This window comes from Variovorax sp. V116 (assembly GCF_041154435.1).
Classification (GTDB): Bacteria; Pseudomonadota; Gammaproteobacteria; order Burkholderiales; family Burkholderiaceae_C; genus Variovorax; species Variovorax paradoxus.
Genome location: NZ_AP028661.1, coordinates 804,669 through 827,862 on the forward strand (window position 1 = coordinate 804,669; position 23,194 = coordinate 827,862).

17 protein-coding genes are annotated in these 23,194 nt (G+C 68.8%); 9 read left to right on the forward strand and 8 right to left on the reverse strand.

Translation table 11 applies throughout. From position 1 onward, the window contains the following. Nucleotides 1-48 precede the first annotated feature (48 nt). Both groES and ACAM58_RS03740 read right to left on the reverse strand, forming a co-directional pair. Nucleotides 49-369 (reverse strand): co-chaperone GroES, encoded by a 321-nt coding sequence (gene groES / locus ACAM58_RS03735; protein WP_145742341.1) that lies wholly within the window; start codon nucleotides 367-369, stop codon nucleotides 49-51. Nucleotides 370-546: 177 nt separating this feature from the next. Continuing rightward, complete coding sequence (locus tag ACAM58_RS03740) at nucleotides 547-1,212, reverse strand: diguanylate cyclase (RefSeq protein ID WP_369664183.1); 666 nt, start codon at nucleotides 1,210-1,212, stop codon at nucleotides 547-549. Nucleotides 1,213-1,401: 189 nt separating this feature from the next. Between ACAM58_RS03740 and ACAM58_RS03745 the strand changes: the two genes are divergently transcribed. From ACAM58_RS03745 to ACAM58_RS03755, 3 genes are all read left to right on the forward strand, one after another. Beyond that, the gene (locus ACAM58_RS03745) at nucleotides 1,402-2,481 is read left to right on the forward strand and encodes a glycosyltransferase family 4 protein (RefSeq protein ID WP_369664471.1); all 1,080 of its coding nucleotides are present in this window, start codon (nucleotides 1,402-1,404) and stop codon (nucleotides 2,479-2,481) included. Nucleotides 2,482-2,483: 2 nt separating this feature from the next. After that, nucleotides 2,484-4,628 (forward strand): glycogen debranching N-terminal domain-containing protein, encoded by a 2,145-nt coding sequence (locus ACAM58_RS03750; protein ID WP_369664184.1) that lies wholly within the window; start codon nucleotides 2,484-2,486, stop codon nucleotides 4,626-4,628. Nucleotides 4,629-4,871: 243 nt separating this feature from the next. Then, nucleotides 4,872-6,974 carry a LamG-like jellyroll fold domain-containing protein gene (locus ACAM58_RS03755; RefSeq protein ID WP_369664185.1) on the forward strand — a complete coding sequence of 701 codons (2,103 nt, stop codon included), beginning with the start codon at nucleotides 4,872-4,874 and terminating at the stop codon, nucleotides 6,972-6,974. A 17-nt stretch (nucleotides 6,975-6,991) separates the two neighbouring features. Here the strand turns inward: ACAM58_RS03755 and ACAM58_RS03760 are convergent, their stop codons facing one another. After that, nucleotides 6,992-8,098: an SMP-30/gluconolactonase/LRE family protein gene (locus ACAM58_RS03760; RefSeq protein ID WP_012745859.1), complete on the reverse strand. Its 1,107-nt coding sequence runs from the start codon at nucleotides 8,096-8,098 to the stop codon at nucleotides 6,992-6,994. A gap of 196 nt (nucleotides 8,099-8,294) precedes the next feature. Here ACAM58_RS03760 and ACAM58_RS03765 point away from each other — a divergent pair, with 196 nt between their 5' ends. After that, the gene (locus tag ACAM58_RS03765; RefSeq protein WP_369664186.1) at nucleotides 8,295-8,729 is read left to right on the forward strand and encodes a CBS domain-containing protein; all 435 of its coding nucleotides are present in this window, start codon (nucleotides 8,295-8,297) and stop codon (nucleotides 8,727-8,729) included. A 23-nt stretch (nucleotides 8,730-8,752) separates the two neighbouring features. On the opposite strand, the gene ACAM58_RS03770 is transcribed toward ACAM58_RS03765, so the two are convergent. The 4 genes from ACAM58_RS03770 to ACAM58_RS03785 all read right to left on the reverse strand — a co-directional run bounded on the left by ACAM58_RS03770 (nucleotide 8,753) and on the right by ACAM58_RS03785 (nucleotide 13,923). Continuing rightward, complete coding sequence (locus ACAM58_RS03770; RefSeq protein WP_369664187.1) at nucleotides 8,753-8,971, reverse strand: hypothetical protein; 219 nt, start codon at nucleotides 8,969-8,971, stop codon at nucleotides 8,753-8,755. An 84-nt stretch (nucleotides 8,972-9,055) separates the two neighbouring features. Next, the gene (locus tag ACAM58_RS03775) at nucleotides 9,056-11,275 is read right to left on the reverse strand and encodes a copper-translocating P-type ATPase (RefSeq protein WP_369664188.1); all 2,220 of its coding nucleotides are present in this window, start codon (nucleotides 11,273-11,275) and stop codon (nucleotides 9,056-9,058) included. A gap of 121 nt (nucleotides 11,276-11,396) precedes the next feature. Continuing rightward, complete coding sequence (locus tag ACAM58_RS03780; protein WP_369664189.1) at nucleotides 11,397-12,920, reverse strand: amidase; 1,524 nt, start codon at nucleotides 12,918-12,920, stop codon at nucleotides 11,397-11,399. A gap of 16 nt (nucleotides 12,921-12,936) precedes the next feature. Beyond that, complete coding sequence (locus ACAM58_RS03785) at nucleotides 12,937-13,923, reverse strand: Bug family tripartite tricarboxylate transporter substrate binding protein (protein ID WP_369664190.1); 987 nt, start codon at nucleotides 13,921-13,923, stop codon at nucleotides 12,937-12,939. Between the two features lie 147 nt (nucleotides 13,924-14,070). Here ACAM58_RS03785 and ACAM58_RS03790 point away from each other — a divergent pair, with 147 nt between their 5' ends. Continuing rightward, nucleotides 14,071-14,985 carry a LysR family transcriptional regulator gene (locus ACAM58_RS03790; RefSeq protein ID WP_018903799.1) on the forward strand — a complete coding sequence of 305 codons (915 nt, stop codon included), beginning with the start codon at nucleotides 14,071-14,073 and terminating at the stop codon, nucleotides 14,983-14,985. A 103-nt stretch (nucleotides 14,986-15,088) separates the two neighbouring features. Next, a complete protein-coding gene (locus ACAM58_RS03795; protein ID WP_012745866.1) occupies nucleotides 15,089-15,466 on the forward strand; it encodes an HU family DNA-binding protein in 378 nt (125 codons plus the stop codon). Between the two features lie 60 nt (nucleotides 15,467-15,526). Here the strand turns inward: ACAM58_RS03795 and ACAM58_RS03800 are convergent, their stop codons facing one another. After that, complete coding sequence (locus ACAM58_RS03800; protein ID WP_018903797.1) at nucleotides 15,527-16,435, reverse strand: LysR family transcriptional regulator; 909 nt, start codon at nucleotides 16,433-16,435, stop codon at nucleotides 15,527-15,529. Nucleotides 16,436-16,729: 294 nt separating this feature from the next. Between ACAM58_RS03800 and ACAM58_RS03805 the strand changes: the two genes are divergently transcribed. From ACAM58_RS03805 to ACAM58_RS03815, 3 genes are read left to right on the forward strand one after another with little or no spacing between them, the layout of a single operon-like run. Continuing rightward, nucleotides 16,730-17,689, forward strand: a complete 960-nt coding sequence (locus tag ACAM58_RS03805) for a TRAP transporter substrate-binding protein (RefSeq protein WP_369664191.1) — start codon at nucleotides 16,730-16,732, stop codon at nucleotides 17,687-17,689. Next, nucleotides 17,686-20,655 carry an EAL domain-containing protein gene (locus ACAM58_RS03810; protein ID WP_018903795.1) on the forward strand — a complete coding sequence of 990 codons (2,970 nt, stop codon included), beginning with the start codon at nucleotides 17,686-17,688 and terminating at the stop codon, nucleotides 20,653-20,655. The genes ACAM58_RS03805 and ACAM58_RS03810 overlap by 4 nt, the downstream gene beginning before the upstream one ends. Nucleotides 20,656-20,684: 29 nt before the next feature. Then, nucleotides 20,685-23,090: a diguanylate cyclase gene (locus ACAM58_RS03815; protein WP_369664192.1), complete on the forward strand. Its 2,406-nt coding sequence runs from the start codon at nucleotides 20,685-20,687 to the stop codon at nucleotides 23,088-23,090. The last annotated feature ends 104 nt before the right edge of the window (nucleotides 23,091-23,194 follow it).

Here is a 23,194-nt window from a genome sequence, read left to right on the forward strand (position 1 = left end):
CATCACTCCTTTCTCAACAGGTCTGGGACATCTTCTTCATCATCGTCATCAGGCGACGCGCTTGAGGCCGCCGCGCTCGCTGGTCTCGATGGTCGCCAGAACATCGTCCTCGCGCAGCACCAGCAGTTCCTCGTCGTCGACCTTGACCGTCTGTCCCGCGTACTTGCCGAAGAGCACCTGGTCTCCGGCCTTCAGCTGCAGCGGCCGCAGCGTGCCGTCGGCGAGCAGCTTGCCCTGGCCGACCGAGAGCACCTCGCCCTGTTCGGGCTTCTCGGCGGCCGAGTCGGGGATCACGATGCCGGAAGCCGTCTTGCGCTGCTGTTCGATCCGCTTGACGATCACCCGGTCGTACAGAGGATGAAGTTTCATGTTCGATCTCCTAAGCGATACAGGTCATCAAAAAAGGAACCCGCGCCGGCACGCGGCCGGCGCCATGTCGGTTCACGTTCTTTCTTGCCGGCCGCAAGAGGCCGGCGCGCGAGAGCTATGGGCGCGCGCGCGGCGCTTCAAGGGCCCGCCGCGCGGATTTTTTTGTGACGATTTTTTTCAGGAGCCACCCAGCACGATGCGGTCGCTGCGGCCGAGCCGGTAGACCGTGGTGCGGCGCGCCGCGGCGTCGGCCTGGCGCGGCTGCGGCATGACGGGGCAGGGCAGCGCGCGCCCGCCGCTGTCGTCGAGCGTGTCGTCGCCGCCCTGCGGCTCCTGCACCGCGGCCCAGATGCCGCGCTTGCGCGGGCGGAACAGCCAGCGCAGGTAGCCGCGGTGCGCGGCCAGGCGCATCAGCTCCTCGCGGTCGGGGGCATCGGCCACCAGGTGCTCGCCGTCCTGTTCGTCGTCCTCGTAGTAGCCGAAGGCGCGGCGCCCATCGCTGACTTCGGTGGCCGGCGCGCCCAGGCGCCACCAGGCCGGCCGCTCGAGCCGCTCCACGTCCCAGGCGCCGAGCTGCCAGGCGGCTTCCAGCAGCGAACGCTCGAGCTCGTCGAATGCATCGAGCCGGCCTGCGGGCACGTCGAACTGCGCCATCGACTGCGGCACCGGCCGCGCCGGCAGCGGCACGCCAGGCAGGCGAAGCGGCGTCTGCCGGAAGAAGCCGTGCCAGTGCAGCGACAGCAGCGCCGGCGCCTGTTCGCGCGCCACCGCGGTCACGGTCACCGCATAGAGCGGCAGCTTCATCGCATCCGACTGGTCCGCAACGGTTTCAAGAATGTCCATCGAAAAACCTCCTGTCACGAGCTGAAAAATCTAGGCCAAGCCCGCGCCGCGTGCAAGCGGCGCAGGCCGCGCAGGCGGCTCTTGAAAGCGGGCGCGCCCATCCCAAAATGTGCGCCGGAGGCTGTGCCGCCTCCATTCTTCGCCTTGTTCCTTGTTCATTCATTCCCTTGCGAGGAGATTGTCTTGACGATGAAGATCGCGCAGATCGCGCCCCTGTACGAAGCCGTTCCGCCGCGGCTCTATGGCGGCACCGAACGGGTCGTTGCCCACCTGGCCAATGCGCTGGTGGACCAGGGCCACGAGGTCACGCTGTTCGCCTCCGCGGACACGCAGACCCGGGCCCGCCTGGCGCCCATGCGGGCCCAGGCCCTGCGGCTGGACCCGGCGCCGCTGAAGTCCGACCTGGCCAGCCACCTTTGCATGCTCCACGAAGTGCGACGACGAGCGCACGAGTTCGACGTGCTGCATTTCCACGTCGACCTGCTGCACTTTCCCTTTTTCGAGGACATGGCCGGCCGCACCCTCACCACGCTGCACGGGCGCCTGGACATCGCGGACCTGCCCGGCGCGTACATGCGCTGGAACCAGTTTCCGCTGGTCTCCATCTCGCGCCACCAGCGCAAGCCGCTGCCCTTTGCCAACTGGCTCGCGACCATCCCGCACGGACTCGAAGAGACGCCCTACGCCTTCGAGCCGAACCCTGGCGGCTACCTGGCCTTCCTCGGCCGCATCTCGCCCGAGAAGCGGCCCGACCGCGCCATCGAGATCGCCCGGCGCGCGGGGCTGCCGCTGAAGATCGCGGCCAAGGTCGACGCGGCGGACGCGAGCTACTTCGCGCAGAAGATCCGGCCGCTGCTGGACGATCCGCTGGTCGAGTTCATCGGCGAGATCGGCGACGCCGACAAGGCCGCGTTCCTGGGCGGCGCGCGCGCGCTGCTGTTCCCGATCGACTGGCCCGAGCCCTTCGGCCTGGTGATGATCGAGGCCATGGCCTGCGGCACGCCGGTGATCGGCTGGCGCTGCGGCTCGGTGCCCGAGGTGATCGAGCACGGGGTGAGCGGGCTCATCGTCGAGGACGAGGCGCAGGCCGTCCAGGCGGTGCACGCCATCGGCGCGCTCGACCGCCGCCGCGTGCGGCAGGCCTTCGAGCGGCGCTACTCGGCCCAGGCCATGGCCAGCGCCTATGTCGAGCAGTACGCGCGGCTGGCCGGCGCCGGCGCGCTCCTGCCGCAGGAGCCGCAAGAGCCCCTCTACCGCGAGGCCGCTTGAGCATGAGCGCCGAAGTACCCGCCACCGAGCAGGCCGAGCCCGCGCCCGAGCGCGCGGTGCAGCATGCCTTCGTGCTCAAGGAGGGCGACACCTACTTTGTCATGGACGGCCACGGCGACGTGGGCGACGGCGTGGACGGGCTCTTCCATGACGACACGCGCATGCTCTCGACCTTCGTGCTCCGGCTGGACGGCGCGCGGCCGCCGCTCCTGTCCAGCGGCGTGAGCCACGACAACGTCTTCTTCACCGCCAACCTCACCAACCGTCCGCTGCCGGTGCTCGGATCGACGTCGATGCCGCAGGGCGTGATCCACATGGAGCGCAAGCGCTTTCTCTGGGGCGCGCGGCTGTTCGAGCGCATCCGGCTGGTCAACTACGGCGACCTGCCCGCGCAGGCGCCGCTCATGCTGCAGTTCGGCGCCGACTTCCGCGACATGTTCGAGGTGCGCGGCCAGCGGCGCGCGCGGCGCGGCGAGATCGGTGCGCCCGAGGTCGGCGCCCAGGGCGTGGTGCTGCGCTACCAGGGACTGGACACCGTCACGCGGCTGGCCTGCATCGATTTTTCCGAGGCGCCGCAGCGCCTGGACGCGGGCACCGCCGCATTCGCCGTGCCGCTGGCCGCGCGCGGCCACTGGACGCTCTACCTGGAGGTGGGCACGGCACCCGCGCGGCCCGGCGCCCAGCGCTTCCGCGAGGCCGGCGTGCTCGCGCGCTGGCGCATGCGCCAGCGGCAACGGCGCGGCTCGCGGCTGCACGCCTCGGGGCGCCTGTTCCAGGCCTGGCTCGACCGCTCGCGCGCCGACCTCGCGCTGCTCACCACCGACCTGCCCACCGGCCCCTATCCCTATGCGGGGATCCCGTGGTTCTCGACGCCGTTCGGGCGCGACGCCATCGTCACGGCCTTCCAGATGCTGTGGATCGACCCGAGGCTGGCGCAGGGCGTGCTCGAATTCCTGGCGGCGCGGCAGGCGCACCAGACCTCGAGCTTCCGCGATGCGGAGCCCGGAAAGATCATGCACGAGACCCGCAAGGGCGAGATGGCCGCCGTCGACGAACTGCCCTTCGGCCAGTACTACGGCGGCGTCGACACCACGCCGCTGTTCGTGGCGCTGGCCGGCGCCTATGCACGGCGCACCGGCGACCGCGCCACCATCGACCGCATCTGGCCCGCGCTCGGCGCGGCCTGCGAATGGATGGAGCGGAACATGGCGCGCCACCCCGACGGCCTGCTCGCCTACCAGCGCGGCGAAGCCAGCGGCCTGGTCAACCAGGGCTGGAAGGACAGCCACGATTCCATCTTCCACGCCGACGGCCGCACGCCCGAGGGGCCGATCGCGCTGGTGGAGGTCCAGGGCTATGCCTATGCGGCCTTCCTTGCGATGTCGGCCATGGCCGAGTGGCGCGGCGATGCGGGCGCGAGCCGCTGGCGCCAGCGCGCGGCGGCCATGCGGCTTGCGGTCGAGAGCCGGTTCTGGCTCGACGACCTGGGCTTCTATGCGCTGGCCATCGACGGCGCCAACCAGCCTTGCCGCGTGCGTGCTTCCAACGCGGGCCACCTGCTGTTCGCCGGCCTGCCGAGCGCAGAGCGGGCCCAGGCCGTGGGCCGCCAGCTGCTGTCGTCGGCCTTTGCATCGGGCTGGGGCGTCCGCACCCTGCCGGCGGAGGCGGTGCGCTTCAATCCGATGTCCTATCACAACGGATCGGTGTGGCCGCACGACGCGGCCCTGTGCGCAGCCGGCCTTGCGCGCTACGGCGAGCGCGACGGCGTGGTGCGCATCCTGGACAACCTGTTCGAGACGGCCGCGCACTTCGGCATGCGGTTGCCGGAACTGTTCTGCGGCTTCGATCGCGAGCCCGGCCAGTCGCCCGTGGCCTACCCGGTCGCGTGCCTGCCGCAGGCCTGGGCCGCCGGCTCGGTGTTCATGCTGCTGCAGGCCTGCCTGGGCCTGCAGGTGGACGGCATCCGGCGCGAGGTGAAGATCGTGCAGCCGCGGCTGCCGGCCGACATCGACCAGCTGCACGTGCAGCGGCTGCAGGTGGGCCACGCGCGGGTGGACCTGCATTTCCAGAGGCTCGAGGAGCGCATCGTCGTGGTCGCGCAAACGGCGCCCGGCACGCCCGGCGTCCAGGTCAACCTGCAGCTCTAGCGCGGCGGCCCGCGGCGGGCTGGCATGACATTTCTGAGCGCATGGGCGCCGCGGGTTGACACTGAATGTCATCCGCGGCGCGGCTTCCTGCACCTTCGCGGTGCCGTCGCGTTCCGGGCCGCGATTCGGTGAATGGAAAAGGATGCATCCGCCGATTGGGCATGCATGTTGCGGTAACGAGGTTTAACAAAACTCGATCCCGACATGCATCAGTCACAAAGCGAAAACAACAACATCAATCCCTTGGACCGCCGCGCATTCTGCGTGGGCGCCGTGAGCCTCGCGGCCCTCGGCACCGCCGCGTGCGGAGGAGGGGGTGGCGGCGGCGGCGTGGCGGGCGGCTTCGGCGCGCTGGGCGGCGGTGCGCCGCAGGCGGATGCATCGGCACCGGCGGCGGCCCCGCCCGCCGCGCCCGATGCACCCGCGGCGCCCGACGCGGCGCCCTCCGCACCGCAGGCGCGCAAGTTCGTGCACCCCGGCCTGCTGCACACCGAGGCCGACTTCGAGCGCATGCGCCAGAAGATCGCGGCCAATGCGCAGCCCTGGGTCGCCGGCTGGAACGCGCTCACGTCCAATGGCCGTTCGCAGCTCGGCGCCAAGCCGCGGCCGCTGGCCACGGTGATTCGGGGGGACGTCCCGGGCCAGAACTTCGCGCAGTTCTACATCGACGTCGCGCGCGCCTACCAGCTCGCGCTGCGCTGGAAGGTTTCTCAGGACACGCGCTATGCCGACCTTGCCGTGGTCTTCCTGAACGAGTGGTCCTCCACGCTGAAAGAGGTCACGGGCAATGCGGATCGCTTTCTTGCGGCAGGCATCTACGGCCAGCAGTTCGCGAATGCGGCCGAGATCATGCGCTCCTATCCGGGATGGGCGGCCGGCGATTTCGAGCGCTTCCAGAACATGATGCTCACGGTGTTCTATCCGCTCAACCACGACTTCCTCGACAGGCACAACGGTGCGGTGATCACCAACTACTGGGCCAACTGGGACCAGTGCGCGCTGGGCTCGATCCTGGCCATCGGCGTGCTGTGCGACCGGCCAGACCTCTACGACGAGGCGATCGGCTACTACAAGGCGGGCCAGGGCAATGGCGCCGGCCTGCAGGCGGTCTACCACGTGCATCCCGGCTACCTCGGCCAGTGGCAGGAGAGCGGCCGCGACCAAGGGCACTGCACGCTGGGCATCGGCCTGGCGGGCGCATTCTGCGAAATGGCCTGGAACCAGGGCGACGACATCTACGGCTACGAGAACAACCGCTTCCTTGCCGGCGCCGAGTACGTGGCCAAGTCCAACCTGCAGGACGGCGCCGGCAACTTCTACACCGTGCCCTTTCTCACCAGCGCCAACCGGCAGGGAACAAAGACCGTGCTGGGGGACGGCCTCGGCCACCGGCGCGGCATCTGGGAAAGCGTCTACAACCACTATGCCAACCGGCTGGGCATCGCCACGCCCTACACCGCGCTGCAGGCCGAGCAGATGCGGCCCGAGACGGACGGCAACAACGGCGACCAGCTCGGCTTCGGCACGCTCACCTACACGCGCGATCCGATCACGACGCCGCTGCGGCCGAGCGGGCTCACCGCGCGCGTGCACGGACCGCAGGTCGAGCTCTCGTGGTGGGGCTGCACCGGCGCGCTGAGCTATTCGGTCAAGCGCGCCACCATGGCGGGCGGGCCGTATGCCACGGTGGCCACGGGCATCAGCGACACGCTGACCTTCACCGACAGCACCATCGCGCCCGGCGTGGCGTACCACTACGCGGTGGTGGCGCTGACCGCGGCCGGAGAAGGCAACCCCTCCGACGAGGCCCGCGCCGCCATCAAGGCCGAGCTGCTGCTGCAGCGCGACTTCAGCGAGACGCAGGCGGCCGCCGACTACGCCGAGCTCCCCGTGGGCGTGGTCAAGGACGTGGCCGACTTCACCATCGCATGCCGCGTGTTCCTGGACGAGATCTCGACCTGGGCGCGCGTCTTCGACTTCGGCTCCGGCGAGCGCCGCTACATGATGCTCACGCCGCGCAGCGACACCGGCAAGGTGCGCTATGCCATCTCGCCGGTTCACGGCTACAACATGCAGATGATCGAAGGCGCGTCGCCGCTGCCGACGGGCCGCTGGGTGCATGTGGCGGTGACCCTGTCCGGCACGCTCGGCACGCTGTACGTCGACGGCGTGGCGGTCGGCAGCAATGCGCAGATGAGCTTCGGGCCCTGCGAGCTCGGCGAGACCACGCGGAACCTGCTCGGGCGTTCGCAGTATCCGAACGACCCGCCGCTGCGCGGCCGCCTCGGCGATCTGCGCATCTACCAGGGCGCGCTGGGTGCCGCGGAGATTGCGGCACTGGTCTAGGCCCGAACGCTGAAGCGCTAGACCGCGCCGTGCGCCTCCACGTAGAGCGCATAGAGCGAATGGCTGCTCGCCATGTAGAGGCGGTTGCGCTTGGGCCCGCCGAACTCGAGGTTGGCACAGCGCTCGGGAAGGCGGATGAAGCCGATCGGCTTGCCGTCGCGGTTGAAGACCTTCACGCCGTCCATCTCTTCGGATTTCCCGAGCGGCAGGTGGGCCTTCAGGCCGCCGCCCACGTCGGTGGGCTCGGGCGCGAATGCGCCGTTGAAGCCCCATCCGCACCAGAGGTTGCCGTCGCGGTCGACGCGGAATCCGTCGAGCGCGCCGGGGCCGTCCGCATCGATGAGCTTGGTCTTGTTCGACACGCTGGCGCCATCGGCGGCAACGTCGTAGCTCCAGATGCTGCGGTTGGGCGTGCCCTTCCACTCGACCACGTAGAGCTTCTTCTCGTCCGGCGAGAACGCGAGCCCGTTCGGGTTCACCAGGTCTGTGATGACGGCGCTGAGCTTGCCGTCCTTCGCGATGCGGTAGACATTGGTGGTGGCCTGCTCCGGCGTGGCCTTCGATCCTTCCCACTCGCCGTTGATGCCGAAGGTCGGGTCGGTGAACCACACGCTGTCGTCCGACTTCACGACCACGTCGTTGGGCGCATTGAGCTTCTTGCCCTCGTAGCTGTCGGCCAGCACGGTGATGCGGCCGTTCTTCTCGGTGCGCACCACGCGACGCGTGACCGAGTGCTCGCAGGTGACGAGGCGGCCCTGGCGGTCGCGCGTGTTGCCGTTGGCATAGTTGGCGTTCTGCTTGTGCACCGTGAACTTGCCGGTCTTCTCGTCGTACTTCATGAGCCGGTTGTTCGGAATGTCGCTGCACAGCAGGTAGCCGCCCTCCGGAAAGTACACCGGCCCCTCGGCCCAGCGCATGCCGGTGCCCAGCTGCTCGACGGTGCTGCTGTAGATGCGGTACTTGGCAAAGCTCGGGTCCAGGATCAGCACCGAAGGGTCCGGGTAGCGCTGGTTGGGCTTGAAGTCGAAGGACTGCGCATTGGCCAGCCCGGCGACGGCGGCCAGTCCGGAGCCCGCGGCATTCTTCAGGAAGCGGCGGCGAGGCTCGAGGGCTTTGTTCTGCATCTGTAGATCTCCTTTGTCGTCGTTGCGGAAAACCGGCGGACGCCGATCTTACGTACCCGCCGCGCGCAGCCGGGCCCTTCGCAGCGGCGAAGTGCGACATGGCTTACTTGCGGTCCCCGAGACTGCCGACACGGCCCGCCCGCCGCCCGCCTAAGCTGGGACCTGCAGCGGGCCTTCGCTGCAGAAGGGACATGCGATGACTCAGGTTCATGAAGTGATGACGCGCGGCGTGCGCACGGTGGCGCCGGGCGACACCATCGTGCAGGCCGCCAAGGCGCTGGAAGAACTCGAAGTGGGCGTGCTGCCGGTGTGCGACGGCAGCCGGCTGGTCGGCGTGGTGACCGACCGCGACATTGCCGTGCGCGGCGTGGCCCGCGAGATCGACCTTGGCGCATCGCCGGTCAGGCAGATCATGACCGCCGACGCGTACTGGTGCTATGCCGACGACACGGTCGACGAGGCGCTCAGCCAGATGAGCGCGGTGCAGATCCGCAGGCTTCCGGTGGTCGACCGCGACAAGCGCCTCGTGGGCATCCTGTCGCTGGGCGACGTGGCGGCCAAGGGCGAGGCCGGCGCGGCGGCCGATCCGCTCGGAAAGATATCGGAGCCCGCGCGGCCCAGGCACCTGTAGCACGGGCCGGCCGGCAGCTTCGCTCAGGCGGTCTGTGCCTGCGGTTGGCCGGAGGCGCGCCGGCGGATCTCGCTGTGCAGCGCGCGCTGTCCCGCGGCCAGCGCGGCTTCGTAGGTGTCCGCCGGATCGAAGGCGTCGCGGAGCACCTTGGGGTTCGCTCCGTTCGCATCCGTTTCGAGCAGGCGCCAGACAAATGATCCGAGGGCTGGCTCCTCGATGATGAGTTCGATGGGCTGTGTCATCCGGCCAACTTGCATGAACCCGCGCCAAATGTATGTAGGCGGAGTTCGAATGCTGCCGGCCCGGTGCCCCATGGGACTGGCGCCTCAGCCCGGCCTGCCGCCCGCGCCCTCGGCTCTCAGCCGCAATGCATTGGTGATGACCGACGCCGAGCTCAGGCTCATCGCCAGCGCCGCGATCATCGGCGACAGCAGCCAGCCCGTGAACGGGAACAGCACGCCCGCGGCCAGCGGCACGCCGAGCGCGTTGTAGACGAACGCGAAGCCCAGGTTCTGCTTCATGTTGGCGATGGTCTTCTCGGAGACGATGCGCGCCTCTGCAATGCCGCGCAGGTCGCCCTTGACCAGCGTGACCTGGGCGCTGTTCATCGCCACGTCGGTGCCGGTGCCCATGGCCACGCCGACATCGGCCTTGGCGAGCGCGGGCGCATCGTTGATGCCGTCGCCGGCCATCGCGACGATGCGGCCTTCGCGCTGCAGCTTCTCGACCAGCGCGAGCTTGTCGGCCGGCTTGACTTCGCCGTGCACCTCGTCGATGCCCAGCCTGGCGGCCACGGCGCGCGCAGTGGTCAGGCCGTCGCCCGTGGCCATGATCACGCGCATGCCCGATGCCTTGAGCGCCGCCAGCGCTTCCGCCGTGGTGGCCTTGACCGGGTCGGACACGGCCAGCAGGCCGGCGGGCTGGCCGTCGACCGCGAGGAACATCACGCTGGCTCCCTCGGCGCGCAGCGCCTCGGCCTGCGGCCGGAGCGCATCGACCGGCACGCCCAGCTGGTCCATCAGCGCGGTGTTGCCGAGCGCCAGCCGGCGGCCGCCGGCGCTGCCGTTCACGCCGATGCCGCTGGCGGACTCGAACTCGTCGGCCGCGGCCAGCGCAAGCCCGCGCTCGCGCGCCGCACGCACGATGGCATGCGCGAGCGGATGCTCGCTGCCCTGGTCGAGGCTTGCCGCGAGGCGCAGCACCTCGTCCTCGCTGAAGCCGGGCAGCGCCACCGCGCGTTCGAAGCCCGGCTTGCCTTCGGTCAGCGTGCCGGTCTTGTCGACGATGAGCGCGTCGACCTTGCGGAAGTTCTCGATCGCGGCCGCATCGCGGAACAGCACGCCCTGCGTGGCCGCCTTGCCCGTGGCCACCATGATCGACATCGGCGTGGCCAGCCCGAGCGCACAGGGACAGGCAATGATGAGCACCGCCACCGCATTGATGAGCCCGTGCGTCCAGCTCGGCGCCGGCCCGAAGAAGCCCCACGCAAAGAAGGTCAGCACCGCGATGCCGATCACGGCCATCACGAAGTAGCCGGCCACGTGGTCGGCCATGCGCTGCATCGGCGCGCGGGAGCGCTGGGCCTGCGCCACCATCTGCACGATGCTTGCGAGCACGGTCTGCGAGCCGACCTTTTCCGACTGCATCACCAGCGCGCCGCTGGTGTTGAGCGTGGCGCCGATGAGCTTGTCGCCGGCCCGCTTGGTCACGGGCAGCGGCTCGCCGGTGAGCATCGACTCGTCGACCGCGCTCGCGCCCTCGACCACCACGCCGTCCACCGGCACCTTCTCGCCGGGCCGCACGCGCAGCTTGTCGCCGACGTGCACGTGGGCGATAGGCACGTCTTCTTCCGTGCCATCGGCGCCGATGCGCCGCGCCGTCTTGGGCGCAAGGCCGAGCAGCGACTTGATGGCCGCCGAGGTCTGCGAGCGCGCCTTGAGTTCGAGGATCTGGCCCAGCAGCGTGAGCGAGATGATCACCGCGGCCGCCTCGAAGTACACCGCCACGCGGCCCATCGACATGAACGATTCGGGAAACACGCGCGGCGCCACCGTGGCCACCACGCTGTAGGCGAAGGCGGCCGCGGTGCCCAGGCCGATCAGCGTCCACATGTTGGGGCTGCGGTTGGCGACCGATTGCACGGCACGCCTGAAGAAGGGCCAGCCCGCCCACAGCACGATGGGCAGCGAAAGAACCAGCTCGATCCAGCTCTGCGTGGCCATCTCGAACCACTGCAGCCGGTGCCCCGCCATCGCGAGCACGGCCACCGCGAGCGTGAGCGGCAGCGTCCACAGGAAGCGGCGCTTGAAGTCGCGCAGCTCGGGGTCTTCGCCCTCGTCGAGCGTCGGCATCTCGGGCTCCAGCGTCATGCCGCACTTGGGACAGTTGCCCGGATGGTCCTGCCGGATCTCCGGATGCATCGGGCAGGTGTAGATGGTGCCGGCGGCCGCAGGCACAGGCACAGGCGTGTGGTCATGCGGCGCGTGGTGGCCTTCGTGCTGCGGGTGATGCGGGTGCTGCGGCGCTCCGGAATGCGCGTGGTTCATCGAGTGCTCCAACGAGAAAACAGGAAGATGCTGCTGCGCACCACGCGCAGCGCATCGCCAGTTTCCAGGCTGACACCGTGTCAAGGTCAAGGCTGGCGCGCTGGCCGGCCCCGGGGCTTTCTCAGACCGCGGAGGTGGCGGCTGCAGGCGCGCTGCGGCCCGCACCGGGCGGCGCCGTGACGATCGACCTGAGCGCAGGTTCGGCCGCGCGCAGCGACGCGATGTCGGGCCGCGGGCGGCGCAATTGCGCGTCGGCCGCGAAGGCCTTTTCCATGGCGTGCGCCGCGCCCAGCACCTGGTGGTCGGCCCTGAACGCGCCCACGATCTGCAGCCCGAAGGGCATGCCCGCATGGTCGAGGCCGCAGGGCAGCGCCAGCGCCGGATGCGTCGTCAGCGTGACCACGTAGGTCAGCGCGAGCCAGCGGTAGTAGTTGGCCTGCTTCTCGCCGTTGATGGTGTCCGCATAGAGCTGCGTCCACGGAAAGGGCGACACCGGCGTGGTGGGCGAGAGGATCAGGTCGTAGTCGGCGAAGGCGGCCTGGAAGCGCTTGATGAGCCGCGTCTGTTCGGCCTGGGCCCAGGCGCTGTCGAGCAGGCTCATCTGCGCGCCCATTTCGTAGTTGGCGCGGGAGTTGGGGCCCAGGCTGGCCGGGTCGCGCTGGTAGGCGGCATGCATGCCGGCCACGAAGGCCTCGGCACGCAGCACGTCGAAGCAGCGGTGCGCTTCGCCGAGGTCGAGCTCGATCTCGTCGCAGCGCTTGAACAGGTGCTGCATCGCACCGATCTTTCCGCGCATGGTGGCGCGGATGCCGTCGTCCACCGCGCAGGTGCCGAAGTCTTCGGTCCACGCCACGCGCAGGTTGCTGAGGTCGATGCCGGCCGGCTTCAGGAAGCTGAGCGGATCGAGCGGATAGCTCAGCGGATCGCCCGCGTGCATGCCGGCGGAGGCCGCCATCTGCAGGCAGGCGTCTTCCACCGTGCGGCCCATCGGACCCACGACCGAGATCGGCGTCCAGCCCAGCAGCTTGCGCACGCTTGGCACGATGCCCGGCGAAGGCCGGAAGCCCACCACGCCGCACTTGGCGGCCGGAATGCGCAGCGACCCGCCGGTGTCGGAGCCGGTGCACACCGGCAGCATGTCGCAGGCCAGCGCGGCGGCCGAGCCGCCGGAAGAACCACCGGCATTGAGGTTCGGGTTGAAGGGGTTGCCGGTGGCGCCCCACACCTCGTTGCGCGAGTTGGCGCCGGCGCCCATTTCGGGAACGTTGGTCTTGCCCGCCACGATGGCGCCGGCCCTGCGAAGGCGGGCCACCAGCTCGATGTCCTCCTGCGGCACGTGGTCGCGGAAGATCGCGGAGCCCCAGGTGGTGAGCAGGCCTTCGGTCGGCTCCAGGTCCTTCACGCCGAGCGGCAGGCCGTGCAGCAGCCCCAGCGCATCGCCGCGCATCACGGCGCTCTCGGCCGCCCGGGCCTCGGCCCGCGCGCGCTCGAAGCAGGTGGCGGTCACGGCGTTGATGAAGGGGTTCACGCGCTCGATGCGCGCGATGCAGGCCTCGAGCAGCTCGACCGGCGAGACCGCCTTGCTGCCGATGAGCCGGCGCAGTTCGACGGCGGTTTGTTCGATCAATTCGGTGTGGGTGCTCATGTCGCTTCGAGTGGCGTCAATCTGATGTGATGTTTGCGCGCGCAGCGATGGCGCGCATCTGCGGCAATTCCTTGGCGATCAGCTCGCTCACGGCGGCGGAATTGGCATAGCCCGGCTCCAGGCCCTGCGCACTGAGCTTGGCGCGCGTGTCGGGATCGGCCATGGTCGCGGCCAGCGCCTTTTCGAGCTTGGCCTTCACCTCGGGCGGCAGGCCCTTCGGCGCCACCAGCACCAGCCAGGTGTCGGTGTTGACTTCGGGGTAGCCGCTCTCGGCCATGGTGGGCACGTCGGGCAGCAGCGTTGAGCGCTTGGCCGTGGTCACGGCAATGGCCTTGATCTTGCCGCTCTTGAGCTGGGGAATGGCCGCGCTCACGGTGTCGATGCTGAACGGAACCTGCCCGCCCATGAGGTCGGTCATGGCCGGGGCGCTGCCCTTGTAGGGCACGTGCGTCATCTTGAGGCCGGCGGCATGCAGGATGGTCTCGCCGGCAAACTGCGAGGTGGTGCCGGTGCCGAAGGACGCGTACGAGTACTTTCCGGGCGAGGCCTTCACGTAGTCGACGAACTGCTTGACCGTTTGCACCGGCACTTCGCTGTTCGCCAGCAGGATGAGGCCCACGCGCCCGGCCAGGCCGATCGGCTCGAAGCCCTTGACCGGGTCGTAGGGCAGGTTGGGGCGGATCGCGGGATTCACCGTGAAGGTGGTGCCCGAGCTGATCAGCAGCGTGTAGCCGTCGGGCGCCGCCTTGGAAACGTAGCTCGCGCCAATCACCGTGCCGGCGCCGCCGCGGTTCTCGATGACCACGGGCTGGCCGAGCTCCTTGCCCAGGCGCTGCGCGATCACGCGGCCGTTCACGTCGGTGGCGCCGCCGGGCGGAAAGGGAATCACGAGCGTGACCGGGCGCGACGGAAACCCGGTGTCGGCAGCCAGCGCCGCGAAGGGCGCGAGGCCGAGGCAGGACAGCAGCAGCACCATGCAGGCCAGTGCGGGGAGGCGTTTCATGAAGGACTCCTGGAGGAACGACAGAGCGGGGATGCAGGTTCATCCTAGGAGCCGCAACGCGCTGCCACAAGCGCAATGTTTAGAATTGTCGATTGCCGATTCGGCAATCGACAAACGCGCGTCGCCACGCGGCCACAAGGAAGAAACATGTCGCTTCACACGCTGCAGGAAACCGCGGTCCGCTACTTCCTGGAGGTGGTCAGGACCGGGTCGGTGAAGGAGGCGGCGCTCAAGCTCAACGTGGCGCCTTCCGCCGTGAGCCGGCAGGTGGCGCGCCTGGAGCGCGAACTCGACACGCTGCTGTTCGACCGGCACGCGCGCGGCATGGTGCCCAATGCGGCCGGCGAACTGCTGGCCGCGCATGCCAAGCGGGTGCAGCAGGACATCGAGCGCGTGGCCGGCGAGATCCAGGGCCTGCGCGGCCTGCGCAGCGGGCGCGTGCGCGTGGCGAGCACCGAGGGCTTCGCGTTCGACTTCCTTCCCACATTGATCTCGCGCTTTCGCGCGAAGCATGAAGGCATCCGCTTTCACCTGGAGGTCTGCCCGCCCCACGAGATTCCCGGCCGCATCCGCGACGGCGAAGCGGACGTGGGCATCACGCTGAGCGCGGTGCCCGAGCCCGGCATCCGGATCGAGCTGCGCCACCCGAGCCCGATCCTCGCCGTGATGGCGAGCGACCATCCGCTGGCGGGGCAGCGGCAGCTCTCGCTGCGCCAGGTGGCGGCCTATCCGCTGGGCCTGCCGCCGCGGGACAGTTCCATCCGGCAACTGCTGGACATCAGCTGCAGCCGGCAGGGGCTGCAGTACGTGCAGGCCATGTCGAGCAACCATGCGAATGCGCTGGTGAGCTTTGCGGCCGCGGGCGGCGGCACCATCGCCTTCTATGGCGAGCTGTCGATCCGCACGCAGCTCAAGTCGAAGGCGCTGGTGGCCATTCCGCTGAAGGACCGCGAGATGAACGAGCGCCACCTCGAAGTCGAGACGCTCGCAGGCCGTTCATTGCCCGATGCAGGCAAGGCTTTCGTGCGGTTTTTGACGGATGCCATCAAGGCCTCGGCCTGAGGGCATCCGCGCGTGCGCTACACTCCGCGCCGCTTGCAGCCGGCCTCAGCCGCTGCGCCGTCATTGGCAACATGACGAGAACAAACCAAAGGAAATTTTTCAAGTGAACCGTATCGAACTGGTCGAGAAGATCGCCACCGCCCACAACGTCAGCAAGGCCGAAGCCGCCCGCATCCTGGAAACCGTCACGGGCTCCATCGTCGCCGCAGTGAAGAAGGGCGACCCCGTGCAGCTCATCGGCTTCGGAACCTTCAAGCAAGTGGCGCGCGCCGCACGCACCGGCTTCAACCCGCAAGCCGGCGCCAAGATCAAGATCGCCGCGCAGAAGGTGCCCAAGTTCGTGCCGGGCGCTGCGTTCAAGGCTGCCATCGACCCCAAGGCTGCAAAGCGCAAGGCCGACAAGGCCGCGGCAGCCAAGCCCGCCAAGAAGGCCGCACCGGCCAAGAAGGCCGCACCCGCCAAGAAGGCTGCCAAGAAGTAAGGAATGGATCGCAGCCGCAAGGCTGCCTTCATGCAAGCAAACGGCCTTCGGGCCGTTTTTTCATGCCGGCGTGCCCAGCCGTTCGAGGATCAGGTCGTGCAGCGTCTGCGCCGCCACCGAGAGGCTGCCCTCCCGGCGCTGCACCAGGTAGATGGTGCGCGTGAGGCCGGGCAGCGGCAGCGGCCGCGTCACCAGCGTCTCGCGCTGGAAGTGGAAGAGCGTGAGTTCCGGCACCACGCTGATGCCGATGCCGGCCTCGACCAGCCCCATCACCGTGGCCAGGTGCTCGACCTCGAACACCGCATTGAGCCGCAGCGGATGCAGCGCCGCGTCGAGCGACTGGCGCACGCTGCTGTTGCGCGCCATCTGGATGAAGGGCCATGGCGCGAGTTGCCGTGCCGTGAGCCTGGCGGCGCCGGCGAGCGGATGGTCCTTGCGGCAGACCAGATGGAAGCGGTCGCCGCAGAGCTTGCGTCCGCGCAGGTCGCTGGCCGCGGCCGCGCCGGCACCCGTTGCCGCCAGCGCGAAATCCGCCTGGTGGCTGCGCAGCTGGGCAATGCAGGCGTCCGACAGCGCATCGTGCAGCTCGACCGTGATGCCGGGCCATGCCTGCATGAACTCCGCCAATATGGCCGGCAGCCGGCCCGCCGCCAGGGAGGGCAGGGCCGCCACGCTGACGCGGCCCTTGCGCCGCTGGGCATGGTCGGCCAGGTCGCCGATGGCGCCCTGCATGTCGTCCAGCAGCCGCCGCGCCGAGGGTTCGAACAGCCGGCCCTCGGGCGTGAGCTGCACGCTGCGCGTGTCGCGGTCGAACAGCCGCGCGCCCAGCGTTTCCTCGAGCGTACGGATCAGTGCACTGAACGCGGGCTGCGACAAGTGGCAGGTCTGCGCGGCGCGCGTGAAGTTGCGCTGCTCGGCCAAGGCCGTGAACGCGCGCAGTTGGCGGCTGGAAAGCTCGGGCGCTGGCATCGGTCTGGAATCTGGGTGGATGGGCCGGGAATCGGGGCCTTGTGGATGGTATTCCTGTGCCCTGTACGCAACGTGCCTTGGCGATTCGGGCCAACGGGCGCCAGAATCGGCGTTTTTGTAAAAAAATTGTGACTTAAGGCCCAATTCGGCATCATGATCCGGGCCATGAGGTCCGGCGAAGTTTCTTCCGCTTGGCGACGCGTGCTCTGGACGCATGTTGCCGTTCTTTTTCTTGCTTTCGCTGCAACGAACAGCAAGGCTCAGCAGCCGGCGCCTGCGCAAGGGCTTCGGATCGTGGGCGGGCTGGCGAGCGTGAGCCAGTACACGCTGCATGAAGAGCGCTTCTGGAGCCAGGACCTGCGCCGCCTGAGCGGCGGAAAGTACAGCGCGAGCATCGTGCCGTTCAACCAGGCCGGCGTTCCGGGGCAGGAAATGCTCAACCTCATGCGGCTGGGCGTCATTCCGTTCGGCACCGCGCTGCTCAGCCAGGTCAGCAACGAGTACCCCGAACTGGGCACGCCCGACATTGCCGGACTGAACCCCGACATGCCCACGATGCGGCGGGTGGTCGCAGCCTTTCGGCCTTACCTGGAGAAGACGCTGCGAGAACGCCATGGCGTCGAGCTTCTCGCGGTGTATGTCTACCCCGCCCAGGTGATCTTCTGCAAGCGGGCCGTGACGCGGCTTTCGGACCTGGCGGGGCGGCGCGTCCGCGTGTCGGGCAGCAGCCAGGCCGACTTCATCCGCGCGCTCAACGGCGTGCCCGTCTTCACCGAATTTTCAGAGATCATGGCGAACATGAATTCGGAGAACACCGAATGCGCCATCACCGGTGCGATGTCCGGCAACACGCTGGGCCTGCACAAGATGACGAATTCGCTCTACACCATGCCCATCAACTGGGGCCTGGCCGTCTTCGGCGCCAACACGGATGCCTGGAACGCGCTGCCTGCGGACCTGAAGGCCCTGTTGAAAGCCGAACTGCCGAAACTCGAGGCCGCGGTCTGGAACGAGTCGGAGCGCGACACCGGCAACGGCATTGCATGCAACACGGGCGCTGCAAGCTGCATGAAGGGCACCAAGGGCACGATGGTCGAGGCGCGCCCTTCTGCGGATGACGAGCGGCGCCGGCGCGAGATCTTCGCCACCAGCGTGCTGAGCCGGTGGGTGCAGCGCTGCGGGGCCGTGTGCGCGGAGGTGTGGGACCAGACCGTCGGTCCCATTGCTGGAATCAAGGCTCCTGTCGGGCAGTGAACAAGCCTGTGCCCAGCCGCATCACCGGCTTCGTCTATGGCGTTGCGGCGCTGTTTCTCGCGGCCGTGCTCGCCATTGCCGGGCTGATGGCATGGCAGATGTACCAGAAGGAGATTGCCGACAGCGAGGCCCAGGCCGTGCGGTTCATCGGCACCTCGGAGGCTGCGCTCAACCGCAGCCTGCTCGGGGCGAACACGCTGCTGGCGGGCCTGGGGCAGTTCCTGCGCAAATCCAGCGGAAGCACCATTGCAGGCGACATTGCGCAAGCCGAGACCGTGCAGCTGGTCGAAACCAGCGTTCGCCAGAGCCTGCTGGCGCGCTACGTCGCCTTCCTGACGCCCGAGGGCCAGGTGATCGGGTCTTCCGACCGGCGCGGAGCGAAGCTGGCGGTACAGCTGCCCGACGGATTCCTGCAAGAGGTTCTGGGCCGTCCGGGACCGGTGATGTCGATCAGCACGCCCTCGGTCAGCCCGGTGACTTCCCAGCAGGTGCTGCATCTTGCGCGCGTCCTCACGCTCGCGGACGGCAGCAAGCTGGTCGCGGTGGCCGAAGTGCAGGTCTCGGTGCTCACCACCATCCTTGCGCAAGGGGCCAACATCAGGGGGCTCGAGGTCACGCTGGAGCGCGAAGGCGGGCTGCTGCTGGCCAGCATGCCGCCGCGCGACGACCTTGCGGGACGCACCATCAGTCCCGCGTTGACCGACCAGGCGGACGGGCGTCCCCGGCACATGCATTCCCGGCTCAGCGGCGCTCCGGCCATCGTGGTTGCCCGGCCCACGCTGCATCGAGGCCTGCTGATCGTCGCGAGCATTCCGCTCGAGTCCGCGCTCGAGGATTGGCGCAGGGACCGCAACGTGGTTGCGGCCGCGGCCCTGGCCTTCGCGCTGATGATCCTGGCCGTCACTTACTTCGCGCTCGCGCAGCTGCGGCGGCAGTGGCGCGCGCGCGCGGAGCTGCTGCGCTCCAAGGCCACGCTGGACCAGGCGCTCGAATCCATGGTGGACGGCTTCGTGCTGCTCGATCCCAATGACCGCGTCGTCACCTGGAACCGCCGCTTCGTGGACTTCTTTCCCTGGACGCAGCCACTGCTCGCGCCGCTGGTGCCGTTCCAGCAGATCGTGGAGCAGAACGCGCGCCACCTGCTGACGCAGAACGACCAGGAGATCACGCTGCTGAACGGGCAGGTGATCGTTGCGGTGAACAGTCCCACGCCCGACGGCGGCCTGGTGTGCGTCTACCGCGACGTGACCGAGAAGAAGCGCCACGTCGCGGATATCCTCGAAGGCAAGGCGCAGCTGCAGGCCACGCTGGATGCCTTGCCTGACGTGCTGATGGACGCCGGCATCGACGGCCGCTGCTACAGCTTCCATTCGCCGCGCCGCCCGCGGCCCGCGTTCAAGGTGCGCGAGCCCGTGGGCAAGCTGATGTCGGACCTGCTGCCCGCGAATGCCGCGGCCGAGGTGATGGTGGCGCTGCGCGATGCCTTCGAAACCGGCTTTTCCACCGGCCGGCAGTTCGAGATCCGGACGGCGCGGGGCGTCACGTGGTTCGAGATTTCGGTCTCGCGCAAGGTCATCGGCGAAGGCGCCGCCGCGCGCTTCATCGTCATCCTGCGCGACATCACCGAGAGCAAGCTGGCCGCCCGCGAGATCGAGCACCTGGCCTTCTACGACATCCTCACGGGCCTGCCCAACCGCCGGCTGCTGCTGCACCGCCTGCAGGCCACCATCGACGCGAACGTGCGGCGCTCGCGCCACGGCGCGCTGCTGTTCCTGGACCTGGACGCCTTCAAGACGCTCAACGATGCGCTCGGGAACGCCACGGGCGACGAGCTGCTCAAGCAGGTGGCCGCGCGGCTGCAGGACAGCCTGAAGGAGGGCGGCACGGTCGCGCGGCTCGGAGGCGACGAATTCGTGGTGCTGCTGGACAACCTCAGCGAAGACGCCGGCGTGGCCGCGATGCAGGCCAATGCCGCGGGCGAGGCCATCCTCGCGGCGCTGAACGGCACTTTCCAGCTCGCGGACCACCAGTACCACAGCACCGGCAGCATCGGCGCCGTGGTGTTCAGCGCCACGCAGCAGTCGCTGGAGGATCTGCTGAAGCAGGCGGACATCGCGATGTACTACGCCAAGTCCGCGGGCGGCAACGCGCTGCGTTTCTTCGAGGCCTCGATGCAGACCGCCATCACGGCCCGCGCAACGCTGGAGAGCGAGCTCCACGCGGCGCTGGCGGGCGAGCAGTTCGTGCTGCACTACCAATCGCAGGTGGCCTCCAATGGCCACGTGGTGGCCGCCGAGGTGCTGATCCGCTGGCAGCATCCGGTGCGGGGCATGGTGCAGCCCGGAGGCTTCATCGAGCTGGCGGAGGAAACCGGGCTGATCGTGCCGATCGGCATGTGGGTGCTGGAGACGGCCTGCGTCCAGCTCGAGCGCTGGAGCCACGATGCGAGGCGCCGGCACCTGCGGCTGGCGGTGAACGTCAGCGCGCGCCAGTTCCGCACCGACGACTTCGTGGACCGCGTGCGCGACGTGCTGCGGCGCACCGGCGCCGACCCGACGCGGCTGGAGCTCGAGCTCACCGAAAGCCTGCTGCAGGACAAGGTGAGCGAAACGATCTGCAAGATGCAGGCGCTCGCGGCACTGGGCGTGCGCTTTTCCATGGACGACTTCGGCACCGGCTTCTCGTCGCTCTCCTACATGACCCAGCTGCCGCTGAACCAGATCAAGGTCGACAAGTTCTTCGTGCAGAGCATCGGCCTCGATCCGAAGGTCGAGCTGATCATCCAGGCCATCATCGGCATGGCCCGCAACCTCGACCTGGAGATCGTGGCGGAGGGCGTCGAGACGCAGCAGCAGTTCGAGTTTCTCCAGGCGCACGGCGCGATGCTGTGCCAGGGCTACCTGTTCAGCAGGCCGGTGCCGCTGGACCAGTTCGATGCCCAGCTGGATGTCGAGATGGCGAGCTGAACGCAGGCTGCGCTCACCAGGCCACTGCGATGCGCCTTCCATTCCCCGCCGTCCCCCGCCTGAGCCTGCGCGCCCGCCTGTCCGCGGGCGTGCTGGCAATCGTCTTCCTGACGACGATGGGCGTCACCGCCGCGGCGCTTTATTTCCTCAAGCGCAGCATGGAGGCGGCCATTGCGAGCGAGGAATTCGAACGCATCTCCGCCATCGCCGGCGCGGTGGACCAGAAGTTCCTGAGCCGGCGCACCCTGCTCAAGACCTTCGGCGACGGCGTCGAGAGCCGCAACCTGGCCGGCCCCGGGGGACTGCAGGAGCTGGTCATGCAGCATGGCGCGCTGAGGGAGGCGTTCGACAACGTGGCCCTCACCGACATGGACGGCGAACTGGTGGCCAACCTCAACGGCACGCAGCCGATCGGCAAGGTCAACATCAAGGACCGCGAGTATTTCCAGCGCACGGTCGCTGCCCGCGCGGGCGTCATCTCCAAGCCCTTCCGCAACCGCGTGAGCGGCCTGGCGCAGATCGCCATGACCGAGCCCGTGCTCGACCGCAGCGGCAATGTCGCCTACGTGATCTCGGCCTTCGTCAACCTCAAGGAAAAGAACTTCCTGGGCGAGCTTGCCAATGTGAAGTTCGGCAAGAGCGGGTACATGTTCATCACGAACGCCGATGGCATCGTCATCGACCATCCCGACAAGTCGAAGCTGCTTCAGCGCGTGGACGCCGGCGGCGCGCGCAACCCCGCGATCGAGCGCGCCATCGCGGGCTTCGAGGGCGCCATCGAAGCGGCCGATTCGCAGGGCGTGCACGGGCTCTACGCCTTCAAGCGCATCGGCCAGACCAACTGGGTGCTGGGCGCGGTGTATCCGCGCGACGAGGCCTTTGCGCGCATTGCGCGGGTCGAGCGCTACGCCTGGGCCGGCGCGCTGCTGCTGACGCTGCTGGCCGGCGGGCTGGCCTTCATGACCGCGCGGGCGCAGCTCGCACCGCTGTCGCGCCTGCGCGAACACATGCAGGTTTCGCGCGCCGCCAGCGCCTATGCGCCCATGCGGGAGGCACCGCCGGACGACGAGGTCGGCGATCTCTCGCGGACCTTCGACCTGCTGATGACGGAGCGGCAGGCCGCCAACGAGAAGCTGGCCGCCAGCGAGAGATTCCTGCGCGACGTGACCGACAACCTGCCGGCCGTGGTTGCCTACTTCGACAGCAGCCAGCGCTGCCTGTTCGCGAACAAGGCCGGCCTCGGCATGCGCGGCAGGACCGTGGCCGACATCGGGCGCATGACCATGCAGGAGTCGCTGCCCGACCACGTCTACCGGCAGCTCGTGCCGGGCATCGCCAAGGTGCTCGCCGGAACGCCGACGCGCACCGAAGGCACCTACGAGCGCAACGGCAAGCCGGGCTTCTTCGAATGCCACCTGGCGCCCGACATCCGCGAGGACGGCACATTGGCCGGCTACTACGTGATGACCTTCGACGTGAGCAAGCGCAAGCAGGCCGAGATGCACAGCGCCGAAAGCGAGCGGCGCCTGCGCGGGCTGACCGACAACGTGCCGGCGCTTCTTGCCGAGCTGGATCTCGAGGAACGCGTGGTCTTCTGCAACGGCAGGTACCAGGCCTGGCTCGGCGTCTCGCCGGAGGCAATGGCGAACCGCCCCGTCCACCAGGCCATCGGCGAGGCGCACTACGAAATCCGCAGGCCGCTGCTGGCGCGGGCATTCGCGGGCGAGGTGGTGTCCTTCGAGCAGACCGCCCGCCTGCTGATCGGCGAGCGGACCTTGCAGACCACCTATCTGCCCCAGCGCACCGCGCAAGGCGCGGTCACCGGGCTGTACATCCTGTCGAACGACGTCACCGAGCTCAAGCAAAAGCAGATGAAGCTCGATGCCCTGGCGCGCGAGGACGCGCTCACCGGCCTGCCCAACCGCCGCTCGTTCGAGGAGCATGCGCGCGACGCCATGGCCAGGTCCCGGCGCGCCGGCCTGCCGGTCTGCCTGCTGTTCCTGGACATCGACTACTTCAAGACGATCAACGATTCGCTGGGCCATGCGGCGGGCGATGCGGTGCTGCGGGAATTCGGCCGCCGGCTCAGGGAGAGCGTGCGCGAGACCGACATGGCGGCGCGCTACGCGGGCGACGAGTTCGTGATCCTTCTCGAAGGTGCCAGCGGCGCCGCCGAGGCGCAGGTGGTGGCCGGCAAGGTGCTGGCCGCCATGCGGCCGGCTTTCCACCTGCCCGGCCGCACGCTGCAGGCCACCACCAGCATCGGCGTCGCGGTCTCGGAGGACGACGAGGACTTCGCGTCCTTGTTCGTGCGTGCCGACACCGCGCTCTATGCGGCCAAGAAAGAAGGAAAGAACCGCTTCATGATGGCGCCGCCCCGGTCTGCAAAACCCGGCGGCGCGTCGTGGCCGCGCGAAGAGCCTTCGAGCGCCTGAGGCCCGCAGGGCCGCGCCTCCAGCGTGCAATCTGGACCTTGTCCTACGCGAAAAGTAACCATTGCTGGCCTAAATTGGCACCACCGTTTCATGGCGGACACTGC